This window comes from Serratia sp. Je.1.23.a (assembly GCF_051129805.1).
GTDB classification, from domain to species: Bacteria; Pseudomonadota; Gammaproteobacteria; order Enterobacterales; family Enterobacteriaceae; genus Serratia; species Serratia liquefaciens.
This window is the reverse complement of the sequence record NZ_JBCPSR010000003.1, coordinates 186,907-207,538: the sequence shown is the minus strand read 5'-3', so window position 1 is coordinate 207,538 and position 20,632 is coordinate 186,907. Positions and strand designations below refer to the sequence as shown.

The window sequence follows — 20,632 nt, the reverse complement described above, 5'->3', positions numbered from 1 at the left end:
CTATGCATGATCAAAAAGACAATCACGCGAATAACGAAGCGCTTGAACCCATCAATGCGGCCGCTCCTCAGAGCGGCGTTGATGCATTTGAGCTGAGCGCGGAAGAACGTGATGCGATCGAGCACGAAAAGCACCATTACGAGGATCCACGCGCCGCCTCAATCGAAGCACTGAAAATTGTGCAGAAGCAGCGCGGCTGGGTTCCGGACGGTGCGATTTATGCCATCGCGGAAGTGCTGGGCATTCCTGCCAGCGACGTAGAAGGCGTGGCCACGTTCTACAGCCAGATTTTCCGTCAGCCAGTAGGACGTCACGTGATCCGTTATTGTGACAGCGTTGTTTGTCACATCACCGGTTACCAGGGCATTCAGGCCGCCATCGAGAAGAAGCTGAGCATCAAACCGGGTCAAACCACCTTTGATGGTCGCTTCACTCTGCTGCCAACCTGCTGTCTGGGCAACTGCGATAAAGGGCCGACCATGATGATTGATGAGGACACTCACAGTCAGCTGAAGCCTGAAGATATCGAGACGCTACTGGAGCAGTATCAATGATTAAAGACATTGTACGCACTCCCGAAATGCACCCGCTGACCTGGCGACTGCGCGATGACAAACAGCCGGTCTGGCTGGATGAATACCGCAGCAAAAACGGCTATGCGGGCGCCGAAAAGGCCATTAAAGGCCTGGCTCCGGACGAGATCGTCAACCTGGTGAAAGACGCCGGGTTGAAAGGCCGCGGCGGCGCAGGTTTCTCCACCGGTCTGAAGTGGAGCCTGATGCCGAAAGACGAATCCATGAACATCCGTTACCTGCTGTGTAACGCCGATGAAATGGAACCGGGCACCTATAAAGACCGCTTGCTGATGGAACAGATGCCGCACCTGTTGGTGGAAGGCATGCTGATCTCGGCTTTCGCGCTGAAGGCTTACCGCGGCTATATCTTCCTACGCGGTGAGTACATCGAAGCGGCGGTGCATTTGCGCCGTGCGATTGCCGAGGCTACCGAAGCCGGGTATCTGGGCAAGAACATCATGGGCAGCGGTTTCGACTTCGAGCTGATTGTTCATACCGGTGCCGGTCGCTACATCTGCGGCGAAGAAACCGCGCTGATTAACTCGCTGGAAGGCCGCCGCGCCAACCCGCGCTCCAAGCCACCATTCCCGGCTTCCTCCGGCGTATGGGGCAAACCGACCTGCGTTAACAACGTAGAAACCCTGTGTAACGTGCCGGCCATTCTGGCGAACGGCATTGACTGGTACAAGGGGATCTCCGCCGGCAAAAGTAACGACGCCGGGACCAAACTGATGGGCTTCTCCGGCCGGGTGAAAAACCCAGGCGTTTGGGAGCTGCCGTTTGGTACCACCGCACGTGAAATTCTGGAAGATTACGCCGGTGGCATGCGTGACGGACTGCGTTTCAAAGCCTGGCAGCCAGGTGGTGCAGGGACCGACTTCCTGACTGCCGATCATCTCGATTTGCCAATGGACTTCGAGAACATCGGTAAAGCCGGCAGCCGTCTTGGCACCGCGCTGGCGATGGCGGTGGACCACGAAATCGGTATGGTTCCGTTGGTGCGCAACCTGGAAGAGTTCTTCGCTCGCGAGTCCTGCGGTTGGTGTACGCCATGCCGTGACGGCCTGCCGTGGAGCGTGAAGATCCTGCGTGCGTTGGAAAATGGCCAAGGGCAGCCGGGGGATATCGAAACCCTCGAGCAGCTGTGCCGTTCCCTCGGCCCGGGCAAAACCTTCTGCGCCCACGCGCCAGGTGCCGTAGAGCCACTGCAAAGCGCAATTAAATATTTCCGTGAAGAGTTCGAAGCGGGCATCGCCGTGAAGCATTTCAGTAACGCGCATGCGATTGGCGGCATTCAGCCGAACAACCTGCTGAAGCAACGCTGGTAAGCCGACTCGCCCCGACGACACGGCCAGAATTTTTGATTAACGCCTGCCGCAAGGCAGGCCACTTGGAAGCATGCTGACTATGGCTACGATTCATGTAGACGGCAAAGAATACGACGTAGATGGAGCTGACAACCTGTTGCAGGCTTGTCTCTCTCTCGGCCTCGATATTCCTTACTTTTGCTGGCATCCGGCGCTGGGAAGCGTCGGCGCTTGCCGCCAATGTGCGGTAAAGCAATACCAAAACGCGGAAGATACGCGTGGCCGTTTGGTGATGTCTTGTATGACACCGGCATCCGATGGAACCTTTATTTCCATCGACGATGCCGAAGCCAAACAGTTCCGTGAAAGCGTGGTTGAGTGGTTGATGACCAACCACCCGCACGACTGTCCGGTATGTGAAGAAGGCGGTAACTGTCACCTGCAGGATATGACAGTAATGACCGGCCACAGCTTCCGTAAATACCGCTTCAGCAAGCGTACCCACAACAACCAGGAACTGGGGCCGTTTATCTCGCATGAGATGAACCGCTGCATCGCCTGCTACCGTTGTGTGCGCTATTACAAGGATTATGCGGACGGCACCGACTTCGGTGTGTACGGTGCGCACGATAACGTCTACTTCGGTCGTGTTGAGAGCGGCACGCTGGAAAGCGAGTTCTCCGGCAACCTGGTAGAAGTGTGCCCGACCGGCGTATTCACCGACAAAACCCACTCCGAGCGTTATAACCGTAAGTGGGACATGCAGTTTGCGCCAAGCATTTGCCAGCAGTGCAGCATCGGCTGTAACACCAGCCCGGGCGAGCGCTATGGTGAATTGCGTCGCATCGAAAACCGCTATAACGGCAGCGTGAACCACTACTTCCTGTGCGACCGCGGCCGCTTCGGTTATGGCTACGTGAACCAGAAAGATCGTCCACGTCAGCCACAGCAGCTGCGCGGCAACGACTGGATCACCCTGAACGCCGAACAGGCTATGCAGGGCGCGGCGGACATCCTGCGTCAGGCGAAGAAAACCATCGGTATCGGCTCACCCCGTGCCAGTCTGGAAAGCAACTTCGCACTGCGTGAACTGGTCGGTGCCGAGAATTTCTACACCGGTATTTCACAGGCGGAACAGGGGCGTCTGAACCTGATGCTGAACGTGCTGCAAAACAGCGGCGTTCACACGCCTGCGCTGCGCGAAATTGAAGGCTACGACGCGGTATTGGTGCTGGGTGAAGATCTGACCCAGACCGGCGCACGTATTGCTTTGTCGGTACGTCAGGCGGTGAAGGGCAAGGCTCGCGCCATGGCTGCAGCCCAGCGCGTTGCCGACTGGCAGATTGCCGCGATACAAAACATTGGTCAGCATGCCAAGTACCCACTGTTCGTCACCAACGTGGATAACACCCGTCTGGACGACATCGCTGCGTGGAACTACCGTGCACCGGTGGATGAGCAAGCGCGTCTCGGCTTCGCCATCGCCCACGGGCTGGATAATGCGGCACCGGCGGTCAACGATTTGGCTGACGGCCTGAACAAGAAAGTCGATATCATCGTGCAGGCGCTGACCGACGCACGTAAACCGCTGATCGTCACCGGTAGCAACGCCGGCAGCGAAGCCATCATCGAAGCGGCGGCCAACATCGCCAAAGCGCTGAAGGATCGCGGCTCTGATGTGGGTATCACCTTCGTGGCCAGCGCCGCCAACAGCATCGGTTTGTCGATGATTAGCGGTGGTTCGCTCGATCAGGCGCTGTCGCAGCTGGAAAACGGCGAAGCAGACACCGCTATCGTGATGGAAAACGATCTCTACCGGCATGCGCAGGCGGCAAAAGTGGACGCCGCGTTGGCCAAGGTCAGCAACCTGATCGTGGTTGATCATCAGCGTACCGCGATCATGGATCGGGCCAACCTGATCCTGTCGGCGGCCAGCTTTGCAGAAAGCGACGGTACCCTGGTCAACCAGGAGGGTCGCGCACAGCGTTTCTTCCAGGTTTACGATCCGGCCTACTACGACGACGCGAAAAAAGACGTTTACACCATAATGCTGGAAAGCTGGCGTTGGATGCACTCGCTGCATTCCACCTATACCAGCCGTCACGCGGACTGGACGCAGCTCGATCACGTTATCGAAGCTTGTGTTACCGCGTTGCCGCAGCTGCAGGGCATTGTGGACGCGGCACCGGACGCAAGTTTCCGCATTCGTGGTCAAAAATTGGCACGTTCGCCACATCGTTCCAGTGGTCGTACGGCCATGCGCGCCAACATCAGCGTGCACGAGCCGCGTCAGCCGCAGGATAAAGACACCATGTTCGCCTTCTCGATGGAAGGGAACAACAGCCCGCTGGCCGATCGTCAGCAGATCCCGTTCGCCTGGGCACCAGGTTGGAACTCACCGCAGGCATGGAACAAGTTCCAGGCCGAAGTGGGCGGCAAGCTGCGCCATGGCGATCCGGGCGTGCGTCTGATCGAAGCAGGGGAGGGCAAGCTGGATTACTTCACCCAGGTGCCTGCCGCCTTTGATCATGAGCAAGGCTGGCGTGTCGCGCCTTATTACCACCTGTTCGGCAGTGATGAAATGTCACAGCGTTCCGGCGTGATCCAGCAGCGTATGCCAGAGGCCTACGTGATGGTGAACCCGGCGGATGCCGCTACGCTTGGCGTGAATGCCGGTGCGCTGGTGGAGTTCAGCTGTGCGGGCCAGACGCTGCGTCTGCCGGTGCGCCTGAGTGAAACGCTGACCCAGGGCCAGGTGGGCTTACCGCTCGGCTTGCCAGGGATCCCGCCGGTATTGGTGGGTGCGACGGTTGAAAATCTGCGGGAGGCAACACGATGAGCTGGTTTACCCCTGAGGTGATCGACATTCTGATCTCCGTGCTTAAAGCGGTAGTGATCCTGCTGGTCGTCGTCACCTGCGGTGCTTTCATGAGCTTCGGCGAACGTCGCCTGCTCGGCCTGTTCCAGAACCGTTACGGACCAAACCGTGTCGGCTGGGGCGGTTCGCTGCAGCTGGTCGCCGACATGATCAAAATGTTCTTCAAGGAAGACTGGGTTCCGAAATTCTCCGACCGGGTGATCTTCACCCTGGCGCCGATGATCGCCTTCACTTCCCTTTTGCTGGCATTTGCCATCGTCCCGGTCAGTCCGACCTGGGCGGTGTCCGACCTCAACATCGGTATTTTGTTCTTCCTGATGATGGCCGGCCTGGCGGTATACGCCGTGCTGTTCGCCGGCTGGTCGAGCAACAACAAATACTCGCTGTTGGGGGCGATGCGTGCTTCTGCGCAAACCCTGAGCTACGAAGTGTTCATCGGCCTGTCGCTGATGGGCGTGGTGGCGCAGGCGGACTCCTTCAACATGCAGACCATTGTTGAATCTCAGGCGCATCTGTGGAACGTCATCCCGCAATTCTTCGGTTTCGTGACCTTTGCGATTGCCGGCGTTGCGGTGTGTCACCGTCACCCGTTTGACCAACCGGAAGCCGAGCAGGAACTGGCTGACGGTTACCACATTGAATACTCCGGCATGAAGTTCGGTCTGTTCTTCGTGGGTGAGTACATCGGTATCGTCACCGTTTCTGCCCTGATTGTGACGTTGTTCTTCGGTGGCTGGCAGGGTCCATTCCTGCCGCCATTCATCTGGTTCGCGCTGAAAACGGCTTTCTTCATGATGATGTTCATTCTGATTCGTGCTGCTCTGCCACGTCCGCGCTATGACCAGGTAATGGCCTTCGGCTGGAAAGTGTGTCTGCCGTTGACGCTGCTGAACCTGCTGGCAACTGCCGCAGTCATTTTGTACAACGCTCAATAAGGGGTGAATAAACCATGACATTGAAAGAGTTATTGGTTGGTTTCGGCACCCAGGTGCGCAGCATTTGGATGATAGGCCTGCATGCCTTCGCCAAGCGCGAAACCCAGATGTATCCGGAAGAACCGGTTTACCTGCCGCCGCGTTACCGTGGCCGTATCGTGCTGACGCGCGATCCGGACGGTGAAGAGCGTTGCGTAGCCTGTAACCTGTGTGCGGTTGCCTGCCCGGTGGGCTGTATCTCGCTGCAAAAAGCAGAACAGAAAGATGGCCGTTGGTATCCGGAGTTCTTCCGCATCAACTTCTCGCGCTGCATTTTCTGCGGCCTGTGCGAAGAAGCTTGCCCAACTACCGCGATCCAGCTGACGCCGGATTTCGAAATGGGTGAGTTCAAACGCCAGGACCTGGTGTACGAAAAAGAAGATCTGTTGATCTCGGGGCCGGGTAAATATCCGGAATATAACTTCTACCGGATGGCCGGTATGGCGATTGACGGCAAAGCCAAGGGCGAAGCCGAAAACGAAGCCAAACCGATCGACGTCAAAGGTCTGTTGCCTTAAGGAGCCAGCAAGCATGGAAATTGCCTTTTATCTGGCAGGTTTGATTGCGGTGATCGCGACCATTCGCGTGATCTCGCATACCAACCCTGTGCATGCGTTGCTGTATCTGATCGTCTCGCTGTTGGCGATCTCTGCAGTCTTTTTCTCACTCGGCGCGTACTTCGCAGCGGCGTTGGAGATCATCGTTTACGCCGGTGCCATCATGGTGCTGTTCGTGTTCGTGGTCATGATGTTGAACCTCGGCAGCGCGGTACAAAAGCAAGAGCGCGACTGGCTGAAGCCGTCGGTATGGATCGGCCCGGGCCTGCTGTCGTTGCTGCTGCTGGCGGTGCTGATTTTCGCGATTCGCAGCGTGTCCGATCAGGGCATCAGCGGTGAGATGGTAGACGCCAAAGCCGTGGGGATCAGCCTGTTCGGTCCTTACGTGTTGGCGGTTGAGCTGGCTTCAATGCTGCTGTTGGCAGGTCTGGTTGTTGCCTTCCACATTGGCCGTGAGCACAAACCGGGTGAGGTGTTGAGCAACGCGCCGGTCGGTGGCGAAATGGCGAGAAGAAAATCGGAGGAGCAAGCATGATCCCTCTTCAACATGGCCTGATTCTGGCGGCGATCCTGTTCGTCCTGGGTCTGACCGGGTTGCTGGTTCGTCGTAATCTGCTGTTTATGCTGATCAGTCTGGAAGTGATGATCAACGCCGCAGCATTGGCGTTTATCGTGGCGGGTAGTTACTGGGGCCAACCGGATGGGCAGGTGATGTACATCCTGGCGATCAGTTTGGCGGCAGCCGAGGCCAGTATCGGTCTGGCGTTGCTGCTGCAGCTCTACCGTCGCCGTCATACCCTGAATATTGATACTGTCAGTGAGATGCGCGGATGAACCTATTATATTTAACTATTCTGCTACCGCTGATCGGGTTCCTGCTGTTGGCCTTTTCCCGAGGCCGCTGGTCTGAGAACGTCTCGGCAACCATTGGCGTAGGCTCTATCGGCCTGGCTGCGTTGGTCACGGTGCATGTGGCGATGGATTTCTTCGCCCAGAAAGCGACGGGTGTGCAGCTGTTTGAGCAGAGCCTGTGGAACTGGATGACCGTCGGTAACTTTAATATCGGCGTGACTCTGACGCTGGACGGCCTGTCGTTGACCATGTTGTCCGTGGTCACTGGCGTGGGCTTCTTCATCCACATGTTCGCGTCCTGGTACATGCGCGGTGAAGAGGGCTACTCGCGCTTCTTCGCTTACACCAACCTGTTTATCGCCAGCATGGTGGTATTGGTACTGGCAGACAACCTGTTGCTGATGTACCTGGGCTGGGAAGGCGTGGGCCTGTGCAGCTACCTGCTGATCGGCTTCTACTACAAGGATCCGGCCAACGGTGCGGCGGCGATGAAAGCCTTCATCGTGACCCGCGTCGGCGACGTGTTCCTGGCGTTCGCGCTGTTCATCCTCTACAACGAGCTGGGCACGCTGAACATCCGCGAACTGATGATCCTGGCACCGCAAAAACTGGCGGTCGGCGATACGGCGATCACCTGGGCTACCCTGATGTTGCTGGGCGGCGCGGTCGGTAAATCAGCGCAGCTGCCGTTGCAGACCTGGCTGGCAGACGCCATGGCGGGTCCAACCCCGGTTTCCGCACTGATCCACGCGGCGACCATGGTGACCGCGGGCGTTTACCTGATTGCCCGTACGCACGGCCTGTTCCTGATGGCGCCGGAAGTGTTGCATCTGGTGGGCATTATCGGGGCAGTGACCCTGGTGCTGGCCGGCTTTGCCGCGCTGGTACAGACTGACATCAAACGCGTACTTGCCTACTCCACCATGAGCCAGATTGGTTACATGTTCCTGGCGTTGGGTGTGCAGGCGTGGGATGCAGCAATCTTCCATCTGATGACCCATGCGTTCTTCAAGGCGCTGCTGTTCCTCTCCTCCGGTTCAGTGATCCTGGCTTGCCATCACGAGCAGAACATCTTCAAGATGGGCGGCCTGCGCAAGAGCATTCCACTGGTTTACGTCTGCTTCCTGGTGGGGGGCGCTGCGCTGTCGGCACTGCCGCTGATCACCGCAGGCTTCTTCAGTAAGGATGAGATCCTGGCGGGTGCGATGGCCAACGGTCACATCAACCTGATGATTGCCGGCCTGGTCGGTGCGTTCATGACCTCGCTGTACACCTTCCGTATGATTTTCATCGTGTTCCATGGCGAAGAGAAAATCAAAGCGCATGCCGGTAAAGGCATCACTCACCACCTGCCGCTGTTGGTTCTGCTGGTGCTGTCCACCTTCGTTGGCGCGATGATTGTTCCGCCACTGCAGGGCGTGCTGCCAGATACCACCGAGCTGGCGCACGGTAGCGTGCTGCAGCTGGAGATTACCTCCGGCGTAGTGGCTATTGTTGGCATCCTGTTAGCGGCGGCGCTGTGGCTGGGTAAACGTACCCTGGTTACCCGCATCGCCAATAGCGCACCGGGACGTTTCTTCTCTACCTGGTGGTTCCATGCCTGGGGCTTCGACTGGCTGTACGACAAAGTATTCGTCAAGCCGTACCTGGGTATTGCGAAGTTGCTGCAACGTGATCCGCTGAACTCGATGATGAACCTGCCGGCCATTTTCTCCCGCTGGGGGAACCGTGGTCTGACAGTGAGCGAGAACGGTCAGGTGCGTTGGTATATAGCGTCTATGGGTGTGGGTGCAGTGGTCGTATTGGCTCTGTTGATTTTGGTTTAATTGAATAATTTAAACAGACGCATTTTTCGGGCGTAGCGCTCTGCAGGGCAGGCGCTACGTACAAAGTTTGAAATTATTCGTATAAGGGACACAAAACGCCATGCTATTACCTTGGCTAATTCTTATCCCCTTTATTGGCGGTCTGCTGTGCTGGCAGTTTGAGCGCTTCGGTACTAAGGTGCCGCGCTGGATTGCGTTGATCGCAATGGGGCTGACATTGGCGCTTTCTCTGCATCTGTGGATGCAGGGCGGCTACACGTTGACTACGCCGAAAGGCATTCCGCAGTGGCAGTCTGAATTCCTGCTGCCGTGGATCCCACGCTTTGGCATTTCCATCCACCTGGCGCTGGACGGACTTTCACTGCTGATGGTAGTGCTGACCGGCCTGCTGGGCGTGTTGGCTATCCTCTGTTCCTGGCGTGAAATCCAGAAATACCAGGGCTTCTTCCACCTGAACCTGCTGTGGATCCTGGGTGGGGTTATCGGCGTGTTCCTCGCCATCGACATGTTCCTGTTCTTCTTCTTCTGGGAAATGATGTTGGTGCCGATGTACTTCCTGATCGCACTCTGGGGTCACAAGGCGTCGGACGGGAAAACCCGCATCACTGCGGCTACCAAGTTCTTCATCTATACCCAGGCCAGCGGTCTGGTGATGCTGATTGCCATTATGGGCCTGGTGTTTGTGCACTATAACGCGACCGGCGTGTGGACCTTCGATTACGAAGACCTGCTGCAAACGCCAATGTCGCACAACGTGCAATACCTGTTGATGCTGGGCTTCTTCATTGCCTTCGCGGTGAAAATGCCGGTGGTGCCGTTGCACGGCTGGTTGCCGGATGCGCACAGCCAGGCTCCTACCGCAGGTTCTGTCGACCTGGCGGGGATCTTGCTGAAGACCGCGGCCTATGGCCTGTTGCGCTTCAGCCTGCCGCTGTTCCCGGAAGCTTCGCATGAGTTCGCGCCAATCGCCATGTGGCTGGGTGTTATCGGTATCTTCTACGGCGCCTGGATGGCGTTTGCGCAGACCGATATCAAGCGTCTGATCGCTTACACCTCGGTTTCCCATATGGGCTTCGTCCTGATCGCCATCTACACCGGCAGCCAACTGGCTTACCAGGGGGCAGTGATCCAGATGATTGCACACGGCCTGTCTGCGGCCGGTATGTTCATCATCTGTGGTCAGTTGTACGAACGTCTGCACACTCGCGACATGCGTGAAATGGGCGGCCTATGGGGGCGTATCAAATACATCCCTGCGCTGTCGCTGTTCTTCGCGGTGGCTACGTTGGGGATGCCGGGTACCGGTAACTTCGTCGGTGAATTCATGATCCTGTTCGGCAGCTATCAGGTTGTGCCGGTGATCACCGTGATTTCTACCTTCGGTCTGGTGTTTGCTTCGGTTTACTCGTTGATCATGATGCAGCGTGCCTACTACGGCAAAGCCAAGTCTGACCAACCTTTGCCGGGCATGACCGCGCGTGAGCTGTTCATCATTCTGCTGTTGGTGGTGTTGCTGGTTCTGTTGGGGTTCTACCCACAACCGATTCTGGACACTTCTAATGCGGCGATGAGCAACGTGCAACACTGGTTTGGTTCGTCAGTTTCAGCAATTTCAACAACAAGGCCGTAATTCGCCATGACAATAACTCCTCAACAACTGATCGCACTGTTGCCGCTGTTGATCGTCGGATTGACGGTGGTGGTTGTGATGCTAGGCATTGCGTGGCGACGCGACCACTTTATCAACGCCACCCTGACCGTGATCGGGCTAAACCTGGCGCTGCTTTCGCTGTACTTTGTCGGCCAGGCAGGCCCAATGGATGTCACCCCGCTGCTGCGGGTTGACGGCTACTCGATGTTCTATACCGGGCTGGTGATACTGGCGAGTCTGGCGACCTGTACCTTTGCCTATCCGTGGCTGGTCGGTTACCCGGACAACCGCGAAGAGTTCTATCTGCTGGTGCTGATTGCTACCCTGGGTGGCATTCTGCTGGCGAGCGCCAACCATCTGGCCTCGCTGTTCCTCGGTATTGAACTGATCTCGCTGCCGCTGTTTGGTCTGGTGGGCTACGCCTACCGCCAGAAGCGACCGCTGGAAGCGGCCATCAAGTACATGCTGCTGTCCGCCGCGGCGTCGTCCTTCCTGCTGTTCGGTATGGCGCTGCTGTATGCGGAGTCCGGTGACCTGTCGCTGGCCGGCCTGGGCAAGAGCCTGCAAGAAAACATGATGCACCAGCCGCTGATCCTGGCCGGTATGGGCATGATGATTGTCGGTCTGGGCTTCAAGCTGTCGCTGGTGCCGTTCCAACTGTGGACGCCGGATGTGTATCAGGGGGCGCCTGCGCCGGTTTCAACCTTCCTGGCCACCGCCAGCAAGATTGCTATCTTTGCGGTCGTTATGCGTCTGTTCCTGTATGCGCCTGCTGCCGACAACGAAGCGCTGCGCATGGTGCTGTCTATCATTGCCGTCTGTTCGATTCTGTTCGGCAACCTGATGGCCATCAGCCAGACCAACATCAAGCGTCTGCTGGGTTACTCGTCGATTGCCCACCTGGGTTATCTGCTGGTGGCGCTGATTGCGGTGCAAACCCACCAGCTGTCGCTGGAAACCGCCGGGGTTTACCTGGCCGGTTACCTGTTCAGCAGCCTGGGCGCGTTCGGCGTGGTCAGCCTGATGTCCAGCCCGTACCGTGGCCCGGATGCAGATTCACTGTTCTCCTACCGCGGTCTGTTCTGGCATAAGCCAATTCTGTCCGCCGTCATGACGGTGATGATGCTGTCACTGGCCGGTATCCCGATGACCCTGGGCTTTATCGGTAAGTTCTTCGTGATCGCAATGGGCGTCAGCGCTCACCTGTGGTGGTTGACCGGCGCCGTGGTGCTGGGTAGCGCCATTGGTTTGTACTACTACCTGCGCGTCACCGTCAGCCTGTTCCTCAGCGCGCCGGAAGCGCTGCAGCGCGATACCCCAAATAACTGGGCGTTGACCGCAGGCGGCGTAGTGGTGCTGATCTCCGCCGCGTTGGTGCTGCTGCTGGGTGTTTATCCGCAGCCGCTGATTACGCTGGTACAGATGGCACAACCGATGTTCTGATGGGCATCAGGGCAGTAAAAAAGGTCGCTTCGGCGACCTTTTTTTATGGCGTGGGGAACGGATTAGAGCATCATCTGCGACGGGCTACAGCGGTATAACTCTGCCAGTTTTTCCCGGGTTTTTTTTTGCGGTTTAGAGTCAATGGCTTCCCACTGAGAAACGGCAGATTGGGTAGTCCCCAGTCTTGTCGCCACATCGTACTGCGAGAAGCCGCGGAAAATTCGCCATGCGGCTATCAGACTGATGTTCTGATCCAGCATGATAGAGACCACTTCATGAGGAACAGTTTCATCATCGTGCGCATCGCTATGATAGGGAACAGACTCATAGTCATCTTGCCGGCCTACCAGCTTTTTATATTCATCGAGAGGCAATATCACGTACAGCGGTTTGCCTGATTCATCATGGATATATTGTAACTTCGCCATCTGGCATACCTCGGATTATAAATTTCAGCTCAACGCGGTTTAGTAAGTTGTCGACGTTCTACGCTTCACTTGTTGGATTAGACAGACAATAGGTTCACCATCACTCATCTCAAAAATAATGCGATAGCTGCCGACGCGCAGGCGAAATTGGCTGTCAGCACCATGCAATTTTTTGATATCCAGTCTGGCGGCCGGAAACGCGCTTAATAGCCCGACCTTGTCTCTAATGGCTGAGCGATCCTGAGTCGGTAGCGTCATCAATTGTTTAACTGCTTTGCGCGACCAGTTAACCTTTGCCATCATTCCCTCGACTGTGGGGGCACGTCCTGTGCGTTGATTAGATAATAAGCTTTTTATCTAATCATGACAATGTGGTGAAACGGGATAAGAGGGGCAGGGTAAGTCACCCTGACCCCTGAGTAGGGGGGGTCAGCCGGGATTGTTTTTAAATGAGGTTTCCAGCGCCTGGACTACGGCACGCACCCTGGCGGCACGTTGCAGGTCAGGATGCAGCACCAGCCAGATATCTACCCAGTCTTTGTTTTCCGGGAAAATTCGCACCAGGTCCGGGTCCTTATCCGCCAGGAACGAGGATAGCAGGCCAATCCCCAACCCATTGCGCGTTGCAGAGCGCAGCAGCAACTGTGAATTGCACTGCAGCACCACGTTAGGATCGATCAGCGTTTCGCCACAGAAGTTGTTCCAGTGGCGGGGTACCAGTTCTCGCGGGAACATCAGCAGGTCATGACCCCGCAGATGGTCGCCCTTGGTCGGCATGCCGTGTTTGTCGAGATAGTCCTGCGTCGCATACAGCCCCATTTCGATGGTGGCCATGCGTTTGATAATCAGCTCATCGGATTCGGGACGGGCGCCGCGGATCGCCAGATCTGCGCCACGGTACGAAATATCAGAGATATTGACCGCCGTCAGCATGGTGACGGTGATTAACGGGTATTGCTCTCGCAGCGCCTTCAGCGCCGGGATGACAAAAGCCTCGGCCATGGTATCGGTGGTGGCGATGCGTACGTTGCCGCACAGGCTGTCGTCGCCACTGGTGGCTTTGCGGCCAATCGCCTGCACCGAGTTCTCCATGTTCATCACGTCCGCCAGCATTTCCTCTCCCAACGGACTGAGGGAGAACGATTTTGGCGTACGGATAAACAGTTTGGATCCCAGGCTCTCTTCAAAAGCGGTAATACGCCGCCCGACGGTGGCTTGGTCGACGTGTAGTTCATTGGCGGCTTTTCGTAAAGTGCCGCAGCGTGCGACCGCCAGGAAGAAGCGTGCATCATCCCAATTCATCATGCCATTTCCTTTGTGCAGGCTTATCGGTCTTGTCTGTGTTCATTATTGCGCAACCGTACCGGCTCTGGTTTTGGCTGCAAATGAGGCCCACGTATCATAATTATTAATTATGTTTCAGGATATGAATAAATGCATCAACGTGAAGCAGTTTTGCATCTTTATTTTTACCCGACAATCTTTATGCTTATCAACGTTTATGCTGTGATCTGGCGCACATTTTGTGCCAATGTTACCCTGAACGCGTAAGCAGACGCGCATGAGAGCCTGTCTCTGTGGGCTAATCGCCTGGTGGGATCGACTCTGAATCTAGGTTGGCCCACCACGACTGGACATTGAAAATGGAGTCTCACGCAGAGAAGTTATACACCCCCGTAGCACTGGCAACTGCGGACGGTGTCAGAGTTATTGCAACCCCCGGTGCGAAAGCGGCAACGCAAAGCAACGCTGATGCGATTATCCAGAGTCTCGAAGCTCGCGGCATTCAGCACATATTCCTGGTACCCGGCAAGCTGGTGTACCCATTGATAAAATCCATTGAACATTCAGGCATTGCCGGCATCGTCGGTGCCCATGAAACCGCCTGCGGCTTTATGGCGGACGGTTATGCCCGCGCCAGCCGCAAGTTTGGCGTTTGTCTGGGCATCTCCGGTCCCGGCACCATGAATTTCCTGCCGGCGATGGCGGCGGCGCAGGCCGACAAAATTCCGGTGTTGTATCTGGCCGGCGGCATTGCCACTTATCATGAGGCGCAGGGTGCCTTCCAGGACGGCAGCAATAGTGGCATCGATGAGCTGACTATCGTCAAACCGCTGCTTTCCGCTGCGATAGAAGTGAAAAATAATCTCACGTTGCAGCACGAACTGCGGCGCAGTCTGTCCTTCCTGAACACTCAGCGAAAAGGTCGCACCTATCTCAGCGTACCGGTCGATATGCAAAAGAAAGAGGTGGCCGGCGGTCACGAAGTTAGCCCGCCACGCACGCCGCAGTGCCGAGAGGCCGCCATCGACCCACAGGCATTGGATCAGGTGCTGGATGACTATCTGCTGCGCGGGCTGAACGTCGCCTGCCTGGTGGGTAACCGCATGAATAATCCGCTGGATGCGGCCCTGTTGCTGCGCCTGGCGGAGAAATACCGTCTGCCGGTTGCCACTACGCTGTCCGGCAAGGGCGCGTTTCCCGAAGGGCACGAGCTGGCGCTGGGGCTGTATGGTTTTGCCGGCCATACCCGGGCGGTGGAAACCATCAATGGCGATGAAGTGGATGTGTTGCTGGTGCTGGGTTGCGATCTGAGCCAACGCGATAGCCTGAACTGGAATCCGCGACTGCACGGCACCAAAACGCTGGTGGTGATTGACGAGGATTTCGATAAGGTCAGCTCGCATTATCAACCGGATATGCAGATTTTCTCCAGCCTGACCGGCTCGTTGCACCACCTGCTGGATGCGGTCAGCGACGATGACGCGCACCTGAACAGCATTAAACGCTTGCGTAACGGCTGGCTTGAGCTGGTGGGGCAACTGCCGCTAGAGCAGCAACGGCCCGATTTGCAGGTGCGTCTTGCTGAGGGTGAGGCCAACATGTACCCCGGCGACGCCATCAAACGCATCCGCAGCCGTATGAATCAGGACACCAACGTGGTGGTCGATTCCGGCGCACACCGTATCTTTATGGCGCACCACTGGCAGGCCAGCGGCCGGGGCGATTACCATACCTCAAGCTCCCTGGCGCCGATGGGCTGGGCGATTTGCGCCGGCATTGGCATCAAACTGGCAGCGCCGCACCGCGACTGCGTGGTGGTCACCGGCGACGGCTGCATGCTGATGCACGGCATCGAGATCCAGACGGCCGCCCGTTATCAGGTCAAAATGACCTTTGTGGTGATGAACAACTGCGCTCACGGAGCAATGCACATCGACACCCTGCAAAACCGTGGGGTATCTGCGGACTATACCGCGTTGCCGAACCATGACTGGAAGGCCTTCGCCAACAGCCTGGGGGTTGCCTCCGCCAAAGCGGCGACGCTGGAGGAACTGGACGAAGCGCTGACCGCCGCGGCTGAGCACGAGGGGCCTTTCCTGATAGAAGTGTTGGTAGGAAATCATGTGGCGCCTAATCGATACTATGCCGAGAGCATCGTAGAATACGAGCAGCGTATCAAAGGCTTGTAAAGGCGTAACCCCAGATTCCAGGAGTCGTCATTCATTGTCCTTTGTATCACGCCATTCTATTTTGTTCACCGTAGTCATGGAGCGATAACAATGTATAAACTGACACTTCTGGCATTAATGATGGCATTTCAAGGCGCTGCACAGGCCGCAGAGGATCACGGCGAAGGCATAAACAAAGAAACCTTGCTGAAAACCGAAACCTCATGGGAGGGGACGCCGTACCAGCATTATCCGGCCGGCGCTCCGCAGATCACCATGTTGAAGGTCACGGTGGAACCGAACAAGGTGCTCGCCTGGCATACTCACCCGTGCATCAGCGCGGTGTATATGACCGGGGGCAGCGTTTCGCTGACGGTCAAGAAAACCGGCGTGAAACACACCTTTAAGCAGGGCGACTCCTTTACCGACACGGTAGATATCGTTCACCAAGGGGTTTCTGGTGATAAAGGCGCGGAGATGCTGGTATTCTTCGCCTGTGCTGATAACAAACCGCTGACGGTGAAAGCTGCCGAATAATATCCCCGCCGTTTTTTAAGCTGCGGCGATGTTGACTGCATTAGCCGTAGGGGGCGAATCAATTCGCCCCGTTTTATTTTGTCGCCCGTTGGGGTGATATACCGAGGAAATCATGGTTGCTTTGTGGATGGTCGTCGCCAGCGGGTTCTTTGCGTTGATGGGGGCCAGCATCAAACTGGCTTCGGCCAAGGTCGGTTTTTTCGACATCATTTTTTACCGCTCTGTGATTAACGTCCTGATCGTTGCCGCGCTGATCCATGTGAAAAATCTCGGTTTCCGCACCCAGCATTTGGGGTTGCACATGAAACGCGCCGCCATTGGCAATGCGGCGATGTACTGCGGTTTCTACTCACTAATCCATCTGCCGATCGCCACGGCCACCACGTTGGGCTACACGAATCCTATCTTTCAGTCGGCGATTGCCTTTGTCACTAGCAAAGGCCAGCTGACCGGCAAGCTGCTGTTCTCGGTACTGCTGGGTTTTATCGGCATTTTGGTGCTGCTGCGCCCCGATACGCCGAACGGCGAGTATGCCGCGACCCTGATTGGCCTGCTTTCCGGCCTGCTGACCGCGCTGGCCTATTTTAACGTCGGTAAGCTGGTGCGCAGTGGCGAACCCGAACTGCGAGTGGTGTTTTACTTCTCGTTGGTGGGCACCCTGGTGGGCGGCATGATGACCACTGTGGTGGGGTTTACCGCGTTGGACTGCGCCATGATGCTGTGCGTTTGCGCCATCGGTGTGTTCGGCAGCCTGGGGCAAATCACCATGACCCGCGCCTACGGCAGCGGCAATGCGGTGATTGTCAGTATTCTTTCCTATAGCACCATCATTTTCTCCACGCTGCTCGGCTATCTGTTGTTTGGCGAGAAGCTGTCCTACATTGCTGCGGGCGGCATGGCGCTGATTATTTTCTCCGGTGCGTTGGCGATAGTGAAACGCGCTCCGGCAAAAACCTCGAAGGCAGCGGCGGTGTAAAGAGCACGGCATTAAGCGCTGGCGGGCGTCAGCGCAAATGCATTAATGAATCACTATGATGCATTCTTGGCTATTTTGACCGTTATACCCGAAAGGTATGATAAACGCGTTTCCTGAGGAGTTTGGTTTTCAGGGTTAGGTGTTTATCCAGATTGTTTCGGGAGAGAAAAATGTCTGAAGGTGTGGCTGTTGATGAAGCCGCTAAAGCGAAGTCGGGTGAGTCGCATTTTGCCATCCTGCTGTTTTTAGCCCTGGCATTGATGTCAGCATTGCTGAACAGCAGTGCGCCGACACCGCTTTACCCGCTTTATCAACATGAGTTGGCGCTAAGCTCGGTCAGCCTGACCGTCATTTATGGCGCCTATGCCGCCGGCGTGCTGATTTCGCTGTTCGGCGTGGGCAACATGGCCGGCAAGGTCAAAGATCTACGCAGCATGATTGTACCGGCGCTGCTGGTGGTGTTGGCCGGGGCCTTGCTGTTTTCGATGGCCGATTCGTTTTTGATGATGTTTATGGCGCGTCTGCTGGCCGGGATCGGCACCGGGGCTTTGACCGGTGCGGCTAACATTGCGCTGGTGCGTTTTGGGCCGAAGGACGGCGGTAAAAATGCGGCGCTGATTGCCACGCTGTCATTCACCACCGGTCTGGCTTTGGGGCCGATTTTCAGCGGCGTGGCGCTGCAAACCGGGTTCCACACGACTTCGCTGCCGTTCATTATCATCATGGCGGTGGCGGCAGTTGCCGCACTGGGCGTGATGCTGAAATGGCCGGTTGAAGCCGTTGCGGTACCCCTCAGTGGGGCACCGGCAGCAGAAGCCGCGGCAGAAAAAAGTTCGTTGGCGGATGGCCTGCGCGCTACCGGAGGCAAGTTCTTCCTGTGTGCTGGCGCGTTGTTCATCTGCTGGGCAGTGGCTGCCAGTATTCTGGCGATAGGGCCAAGCGTATCGGAAAAGCTATTGGGCATGCACAGCCGGGGCGTTTACGGCTATGTGATTGCGGTTTATCTGGTGATTGCCGGTATTAGCCAGATCCTGAGCCGTCGCGTTAATGCGCGCCATTCGCTGATGTTTGGCTGTCTGGCGCAGGCGTTGTCAGTGGTGGTGTTCGCCGAGGCGATTCAGATCCACTCGCTGGCTCTGGCCAGTGCCGGTATGGTGATTGCCGGTTACGCCTATGGGGCGATTTTTGTCGGCAGTGCCACCTTGGTGAACCTGATTTCACCGAAGGCCAGCCATGCGAGACTGATTTCACTGTTTTACGTAATCGCCTATATCGCCAACTGGGTTCCGATCCTGCTGGGGGCGGTTATCGACCATGCCAGCCTGCATCTGGCGGTCAATCTGTTATTTCTGGTCAGTGCCGTGGTTTGCTTATCTTTGAGCTTCATGGTGACCCGCGCGGGCTTCCCGCGCTGATACCCGCCGAGTTTCAGGTTGTCCGTCGGCAACGTGAAATTCGCAGGGTAGCTGAACAACGATTTTAGCCACGCAAGGTGGCGAACGATTTCCCTGGTGTTGTTGTGTGTCATTTCCAGCGTGCTAGTCACGCTGGTTTTTTTTGTGACAAATTCCTCAATTCTGCAATTTCAGTATTTCTCATTACAAAATTTTTGTGATTTACATCACTTGAATTTGCCGATTTTCGCGTAAACTGCGCGCTTTCTTTGCTGCGGGTCAGTTTATGAACGTTCTTTTTGCCATTGCTGTGACTACCGGGATCCTCTCCGGCGTGTGGGGATGGGTGGCTGTTAGCCTGGGGCTGATCAGTTGGGCCGGTTTCCTGGGCTGTACGGCCTATTTTGCTTGCCCGCAGGGGGGGCTGAAAGGGTTGTTGATCAGCACGCTGACCTGCTGCAGCGGGGTATTTTGGGCGATGGCGATCATTCACGGCAGTGAGCTGGCGCCCGGCTGGAGCCTGCTCGGTTATCTGCTGACCGGCGCGGTGGCTTTTCTGATGTGCATTCAGGCAAAGCAGCAGTGGCTGGGTTTTGTGCCCGGCACCTTTATCGGCGCTTGCGCCACCTTCGCCGGCGGCGGCAATTGGTCTCTGGTGACCCTTTCTCTGTTGGTGGGATTAGTGTTTGGCTACGCGATGAAAAACAGCGGCCTGTGGCTGGCGGCGCGCAGCGAAAAACCGAAACCGGCGGCCGCTGTTACCGAACATGTTAACCGCTGAGTTAAATGGTGCCGCCGAGTGAGATGCGGTAGTGCAGATCAACGCGCTCAATGCACGGCACCCCTTTAATGCGTTTCAACAAGATCTCTGTGGCCACCTTGCCGATATCAAACCTGGGTGTAATAACGCTGGCGATGCCCGGCGTGGTGGCTTTGCCGATATCCAGGCCGTGAAATCCCGACAAAGCGATATCCTGCGGAACCCGCAGCCCCAGCCGCAGACACTCCTGTAAGACCCCAACGGCCAGATCGTCATTGGTGCATAAGATACCGTCCAAATCCGGGTAGAGCTGCCGTGCCATGGCCAGCATGTCGGAGCCGACCGTCACCGACGAAACACGGTGCGGTGTGATTTGGCGCGGTGTCAGGCCCTGTTTTTCCATCGCCCGGCAGTAGCCCTGAAAACGTTTGGTGTCGCGCGCATCGGACATGGCGCCAAAATAAACCACCTGACGTTTACCGCTGGCGAGCAGCGCTTCGGTCATGTCGTAACCCGCCTGGAAGTTATCGAACCCCACGGCGATCCTTCCTTCCGGACCTTCCAGATCCATCACCTGCGCCACCGGGATTTTGGCGGCCGTCAGGTACTTTTCCGCCCGCAGAGTATGCTCCGAATCCGTCAGGATCAGCCCGGCAATCGGGTAAGCCAGCAGTTGGACGATATGCTCTTCTTCGCGCTGCCGACTGTAGTCATAGTTCACTACCAGGGTTTGGTAGCCCTGTTCCAGAGTGATGGATTCGATTCCGGCCAGCAGATCGGCGAAAATTTGGTTGTTGAACGAGGGGATCAAAACGCCAATGCGCGGCTTTTGCGTTGAGCGTGCTTCATCGCCGTCGGTAAAGTTAACTTCCTTCATCACCTGGGCAATTTTCTCGGCGGTTTCGGCCGCCACCTTTTCCGGCGTACGCAGATAGCGGCTGACGGTCATTTTGGTCACGCCGGCGAGCAGCGCAATATCTTGCAGCGTGACGCGTTGGTTCTTCATTCTGAGGCCTTAACAG

Annotated in this window: 19 protein-coding genes; 15 read left to right on the top strand and 4 right to left on the bottom strand. The window is 56.7% G+C overall.

Annotation, left to right across the window (positions count from 1 at the left end):
- The first annotated feature begins 2 nt into the window (after positions 1 to 2).
- From nuoE to nuoN, 10 genes are all read left to right on the top strand, one after another.
- Positions 3 to 554 (top strand): NADH-quinone oxidoreductase subunit NuoE, encoded by a 552-nt coding sequence (gene nuoE / locus AAZT04_RS13200; protein WP_104410952.1) that lies wholly within the window; start codon positions 3 to 5, stop codon positions 552 to 554.
- Positions 551 to 1,903: an NADH-quinone oxidoreductase subunit NuoF gene (gene nuoF, locus AAZT04_RS13195; RefSeq protein WP_020827846.1), complete on the top strand. Its 1,353-nt coding sequence runs from the start codon at positions 551 to 553 to the stop codon at positions 1,901 to 1,903. The genes nuoE and nuoF overlap by 4 nt, the downstream gene beginning before the upstream one ends.
- 79 nt (positions 1,904 to 1,982) lie before the next feature.
- Positions 1,983 to 4,721 (top strand): NADH-quinone oxidoreductase subunit NuoG, encoded by a 2,739-nt coding sequence (gene nuoG / locus AAZT04_RS13190; RefSeq protein ID WP_434680453.1) that lies wholly within the window; start codon positions 1,983 to 1,985, stop codon positions 4,719 to 4,721.
- A complete protein-coding gene (gene nuoH, locus AAZT04_RS13185) occupies positions 4,718 to 5,695 on the top strand; it encodes an NADH-quinone oxidoreductase subunit NuoH (protein WP_020827844.1) in 978 nt (325 codons plus the stop codon). Before nuoG ends, nuoH begins: the two co-directional genes overlap by 4 nt.
- A 14-nt stretch (positions 5,696 to 5,709) precedes the next feature.
- Positions 5,710 to 6,252, top strand: a complete 543-nt coding sequence (gene nuoI / locus AAZT04_RS13180; protein WP_004947256.1) for an NADH-quinone oxidoreductase subunit NuoI — start codon at positions 5,710 to 5,712, stop codon at positions 6,250 to 6,252.
- A 13-nt stretch (positions 6,253 to 6,265) separates the two neighbouring features.
- Complete coding sequence (gene nuoJ, locus AAZT04_RS13175) at positions 6,266 to 6,826, top strand: NADH-quinone oxidoreductase subunit J (RefSeq protein WP_020827843.1); 561 nt, start codon at positions 6,266 to 6,268, stop codon at positions 6,824 to 6,826.
- The gene (gene nuoK / locus AAZT04_RS13170) at positions 6,823 to 7,125 is read left to right on the top strand and encodes an NADH-quinone oxidoreductase subunit NuoK (RefSeq protein WP_012146014.1); all 303 of its coding nucleotides are present in this window, start codon (positions 6,823 to 6,825) and stop codon (positions 7,123 to 7,125) included. Before nuoJ ends, nuoK begins: the two co-directional genes overlap by 4 nt.
- The gene (gene nuoL, locus AAZT04_RS13165) at positions 7,122 to 8,969 is read left to right on the top strand and encodes an NADH-quinone oxidoreductase subunit L (protein ID WP_020827842.1); all 1,848 of its coding nucleotides are present in this window, start codon (positions 7,122 to 7,124) and stop codon (positions 8,967 to 8,969) included. The genes nuoK and nuoL overlap by 4 nt, the downstream gene beginning before the upstream one ends.
- 100 nt (positions 8,970 to 9,069) lie before the next feature.
- Positions 9,070 to 10,599 (top strand): NADH-quinone oxidoreductase subunit M, encoded by a 1,530-nt coding sequence (gene nuoM / locus AAZT04_RS13160; RefSeq protein WP_020827841.1) that lies wholly within the window; start codon positions 9,070 to 9,072, stop codon positions 10,597 to 10,599.
- Positions 10,600 to 10,605: 6 nt separating this feature from the next.
- Complete coding sequence (gene nuoN / locus AAZT04_RS13155; protein ID WP_044552632.1) at positions 10,606 to 12,063, top strand: NADH-quinone oxidoreductase subunit NuoN; 1,458 nt, start codon at positions 10,606 to 10,608, stop codon at positions 12,061 to 12,063.
- A gap of 62 nt (positions 12,064 to 12,125) precedes the next feature.
- Here the strand turns inward: nuoN and AAZT04_RS13150 are convergent, their stop codons facing one another.
- The 3 genes from AAZT04_RS13150 to AAZT04_RS13140 form a co-directional block, all read right to left on the bottom strand.
- Positions 12,126 to 12,491: a helix-turn-helix domain-containing protein gene (locus AAZT04_RS13150; protein WP_046373053.1), complete on the bottom strand. Its 366-nt coding sequence runs from the start codon at positions 12,489 to 12,491 to the stop codon at positions 12,126 to 12,128.
- 39 nt (positions 12,492 to 12,530) lie between these two features.
- Positions 12,531 to 12,791, bottom strand: coding sequence for a type II toxin-antitoxin system RelE family toxin (locus AAZT04_RS13145; RefSeq protein ID WP_115060981.1), 261 nt, complete (start codon positions 12,789 to 12,791; stop codon positions 12,531 to 12,533).
- 129 nt (positions 12,792 to 12,920) lie between these two features.
- Positions 12,921 to 13,796, bottom strand: a complete 876-nt coding sequence (locus AAZT04_RS13140; RefSeq protein ID WP_128864613.1) for a LysR family transcriptional regulator — start codon at positions 13,794 to 13,796, stop codon at positions 12,921 to 12,923.
- Positions 13,797 to 14,134: 338 nt separating this feature from the next.
- Between AAZT04_RS13140 and AAZT04_RS13135 the strand changes: the two genes are divergently transcribed.
- The 5 genes from AAZT04_RS13135 (at position 14,135) to AAZT04_RS13115 (ending at position 19,631) form a co-directional block, all read left to right on the top strand.
- Positions 14,135 to 15,964, top strand: a complete 1,830-nt coding sequence (locus AAZT04_RS13135) for a thiamine pyrophosphate-binding protein (protein WP_434680448.1) — start codon at positions 14,135 to 14,137, stop codon at positions 15,962 to 15,964.
- A 90-nt stretch (positions 15,965 to 16,054) separates the two neighbouring features.
- The gene (locus AAZT04_RS13130; RefSeq protein WP_046373055.1) at positions 16,055 to 16,480 is read left to right on the top strand and encodes a cupin domain-containing protein; all 426 of its coding nucleotides are present in this window, start codon (positions 16,055 to 16,057) and stop codon (positions 16,478 to 16,480) included.
- 112 nt (positions 16,481 to 16,592) lie between these two features.
- Positions 16,593 to 17,456 carry a DMT family transporter gene (locus AAZT04_RS13125; RefSeq protein WP_401658479.1) on the top strand — a complete coding sequence of 288 codons (864 nt, stop codon included), beginning with the start codon at positions 16,593 to 16,595 and terminating at the stop codon, positions 17,454 to 17,456.
- 170 nt (positions 17,457 to 17,626) lie between these two features.
- On the top strand, positions 17,627 to 18,871 hold the full coding sequence (locus AAZT04_RS13120; protein WP_404780065.1) for an MFS transporter: 1,245 nt from the start codon (positions 17,627 to 17,629) through the stop codon (positions 18,869 to 18,871).
- A gap of 265 nt (positions 18,872 to 19,136) precedes the next feature.
- A complete protein-coding gene (locus AAZT04_RS13115; RefSeq protein WP_020827831.1) occupies positions 19,137 to 19,631 on the top strand; it encodes a DUF1097 domain-containing protein in 495 nt (164 codons plus the stop codon).
- Position 19,632: 1 nt separating this feature from the next.
- Here AAZT04_RS13115 and AAZT04_RS13110 read toward each other — a convergent pair whose 3' ends face one another.
- Positions 19,633 to 20,616: a LacI family DNA-binding transcriptional regulator gene (locus tag AAZT04_RS13110; protein WP_020827830.1), complete on the bottom strand. Its 984-nt coding sequence runs from the start codon at positions 20,614 to 20,616 to the stop codon at positions 19,633 to 19,635.
- Positions 20,617 to 20,632 lie beyond the last annotated feature (16 nt).

What these genes read in the sequence shown, in the direction of transcription:
- nuoF (WP_020827846.1), top strand. Translation starts at nt 551, where the DNA reads ATGATTAAAGACATTGTACGCACTCCCGAAATGCACCCGCTGACCTGG.
- nuoK (WP_012146014.1), top strand. Translation starts at nt 6,823, where the DNA reads ATGATCCCTCTTCAACATGGCCTGATTCTGGCGGCGATCCTGTTCGTC.
- AAZT04_RS13125 (WP_401658479.1), top strand. Translation starts at nt 16,593, where the DNA reads ATGGTTGCTTTGTGGATGGTCGTCGCCAGCGGGTTCTTTGCGTTGATG.
- nuoJ (WP_020827843.1), top strand. Translation starts at nt 6,266, where the DNA reads ATGGAAATTGCCTTTTATCTGGCAGGTTTGATTGCGGTGATCGCGACC.
- AAZT04_RS13115 (WP_020827831.1), top strand. Translation starts at nt 19,137, where the DNA reads ATGAACGTTCTTTTTGCCATTGCTGTGACTACCGGGATCCTCTCCGGC.
- nuoE (WP_104410952.1), top strand. Translation starts at nt 3, where the DNA reads ATGCATGATCAAAAAGACAATCACGCGAATAACGAAGCGCTTGAACCC.
- AAZT04_RS13145 (WP_115060981.1), bottom strand. Translation starts at nt 12,791, where the DNA reads ATGGCAAAGGTTAACTGGTCGCGCAAAGCAGTTAAACAATTGATGACG.
- AAZT04_RS13110 (WP_020827830.1), bottom strand. Translation starts at nt 20,616, where the DNA reads ATGAAGAACCAACGCGTCACGCTGCAAGATATTGCGCTGCTCGCCGGC.
- AAZT04_RS13140 (WP_128864613.1), bottom strand. Translation starts at nt 13,796, where the DNA reads ATGATGAATTGGGATGATGCACGCTTCTTCCTGGCGGTCGCACGCTGC.
- AAZT04_RS13130 (WP_046373055.1), top strand. Translation starts at nt 16,055, where the DNA reads ATGTATAAACTGACACTTCTGGCATTAATGATGGCATTTCAAGGCGCT.
- nuoG (WP_434680453.1), top strand. Translation starts at nt 1,983, where the DNA reads ATGGCTACGATTCATGTAGACGGCAAAGAATACGACGTAGATGGAGCT.
- AAZT04_RS13135 (WP_434680448.1), top strand. Translation starts at nt 14,135, where the DNA reads ATGGAGTCTCACGCAGAGAAGTTATACACCCCCGTAGCACTGGCAACT.
- AAZT04_RS13120 (WP_404780065.1), top strand. Translation starts at nt 17,627, where the DNA reads ATGTCTGAAGGTGTGGCTGTTGATGAAGCCGCTAAAGCGAAGTCGGGT.
- nuoH (WP_020827844.1), top strand. Translation starts at nt 4,718, where the DNA reads ATGAGCTGGTTTACCCCTGAGGTGATCGACATTCTGATCTCCGTGCTT.
- AAZT04_RS13150 (WP_046373053.1), bottom strand. Translation starts at nt 12,491, where the DNA reads ATGGCGAAGTTACAATATATCCATGATGAATCAGGCAAACCGCTGTAC.
- nuoM (WP_020827841.1), top strand. Translation starts at nt 9,070, where the DNA reads ATGCTATTACCTTGGCTAATTCTTATCCCCTTTATTGGCGGTCTGCTG.
- nuoN (WP_044552632.1), top strand. Translation starts at nt 10,606, where the DNA reads ATGACAATAACTCCTCAACAACTGATCGCACTGTTGCCGCTGTTGATC.
- nuoL (WP_020827842.1), top strand. Translation starts at nt 7,122, where the DNA reads ATGAACCTATTATATTTAACTATTCTGCTACCGCTGATCGGGTTCCTG.
- nuoI (WP_004947256.1), top strand. Translation starts at nt 5,710, where the DNA reads ATGACATTGAAAGAGTTATTGGTTGGTTTCGGCACCCAGGTGCGCAGC.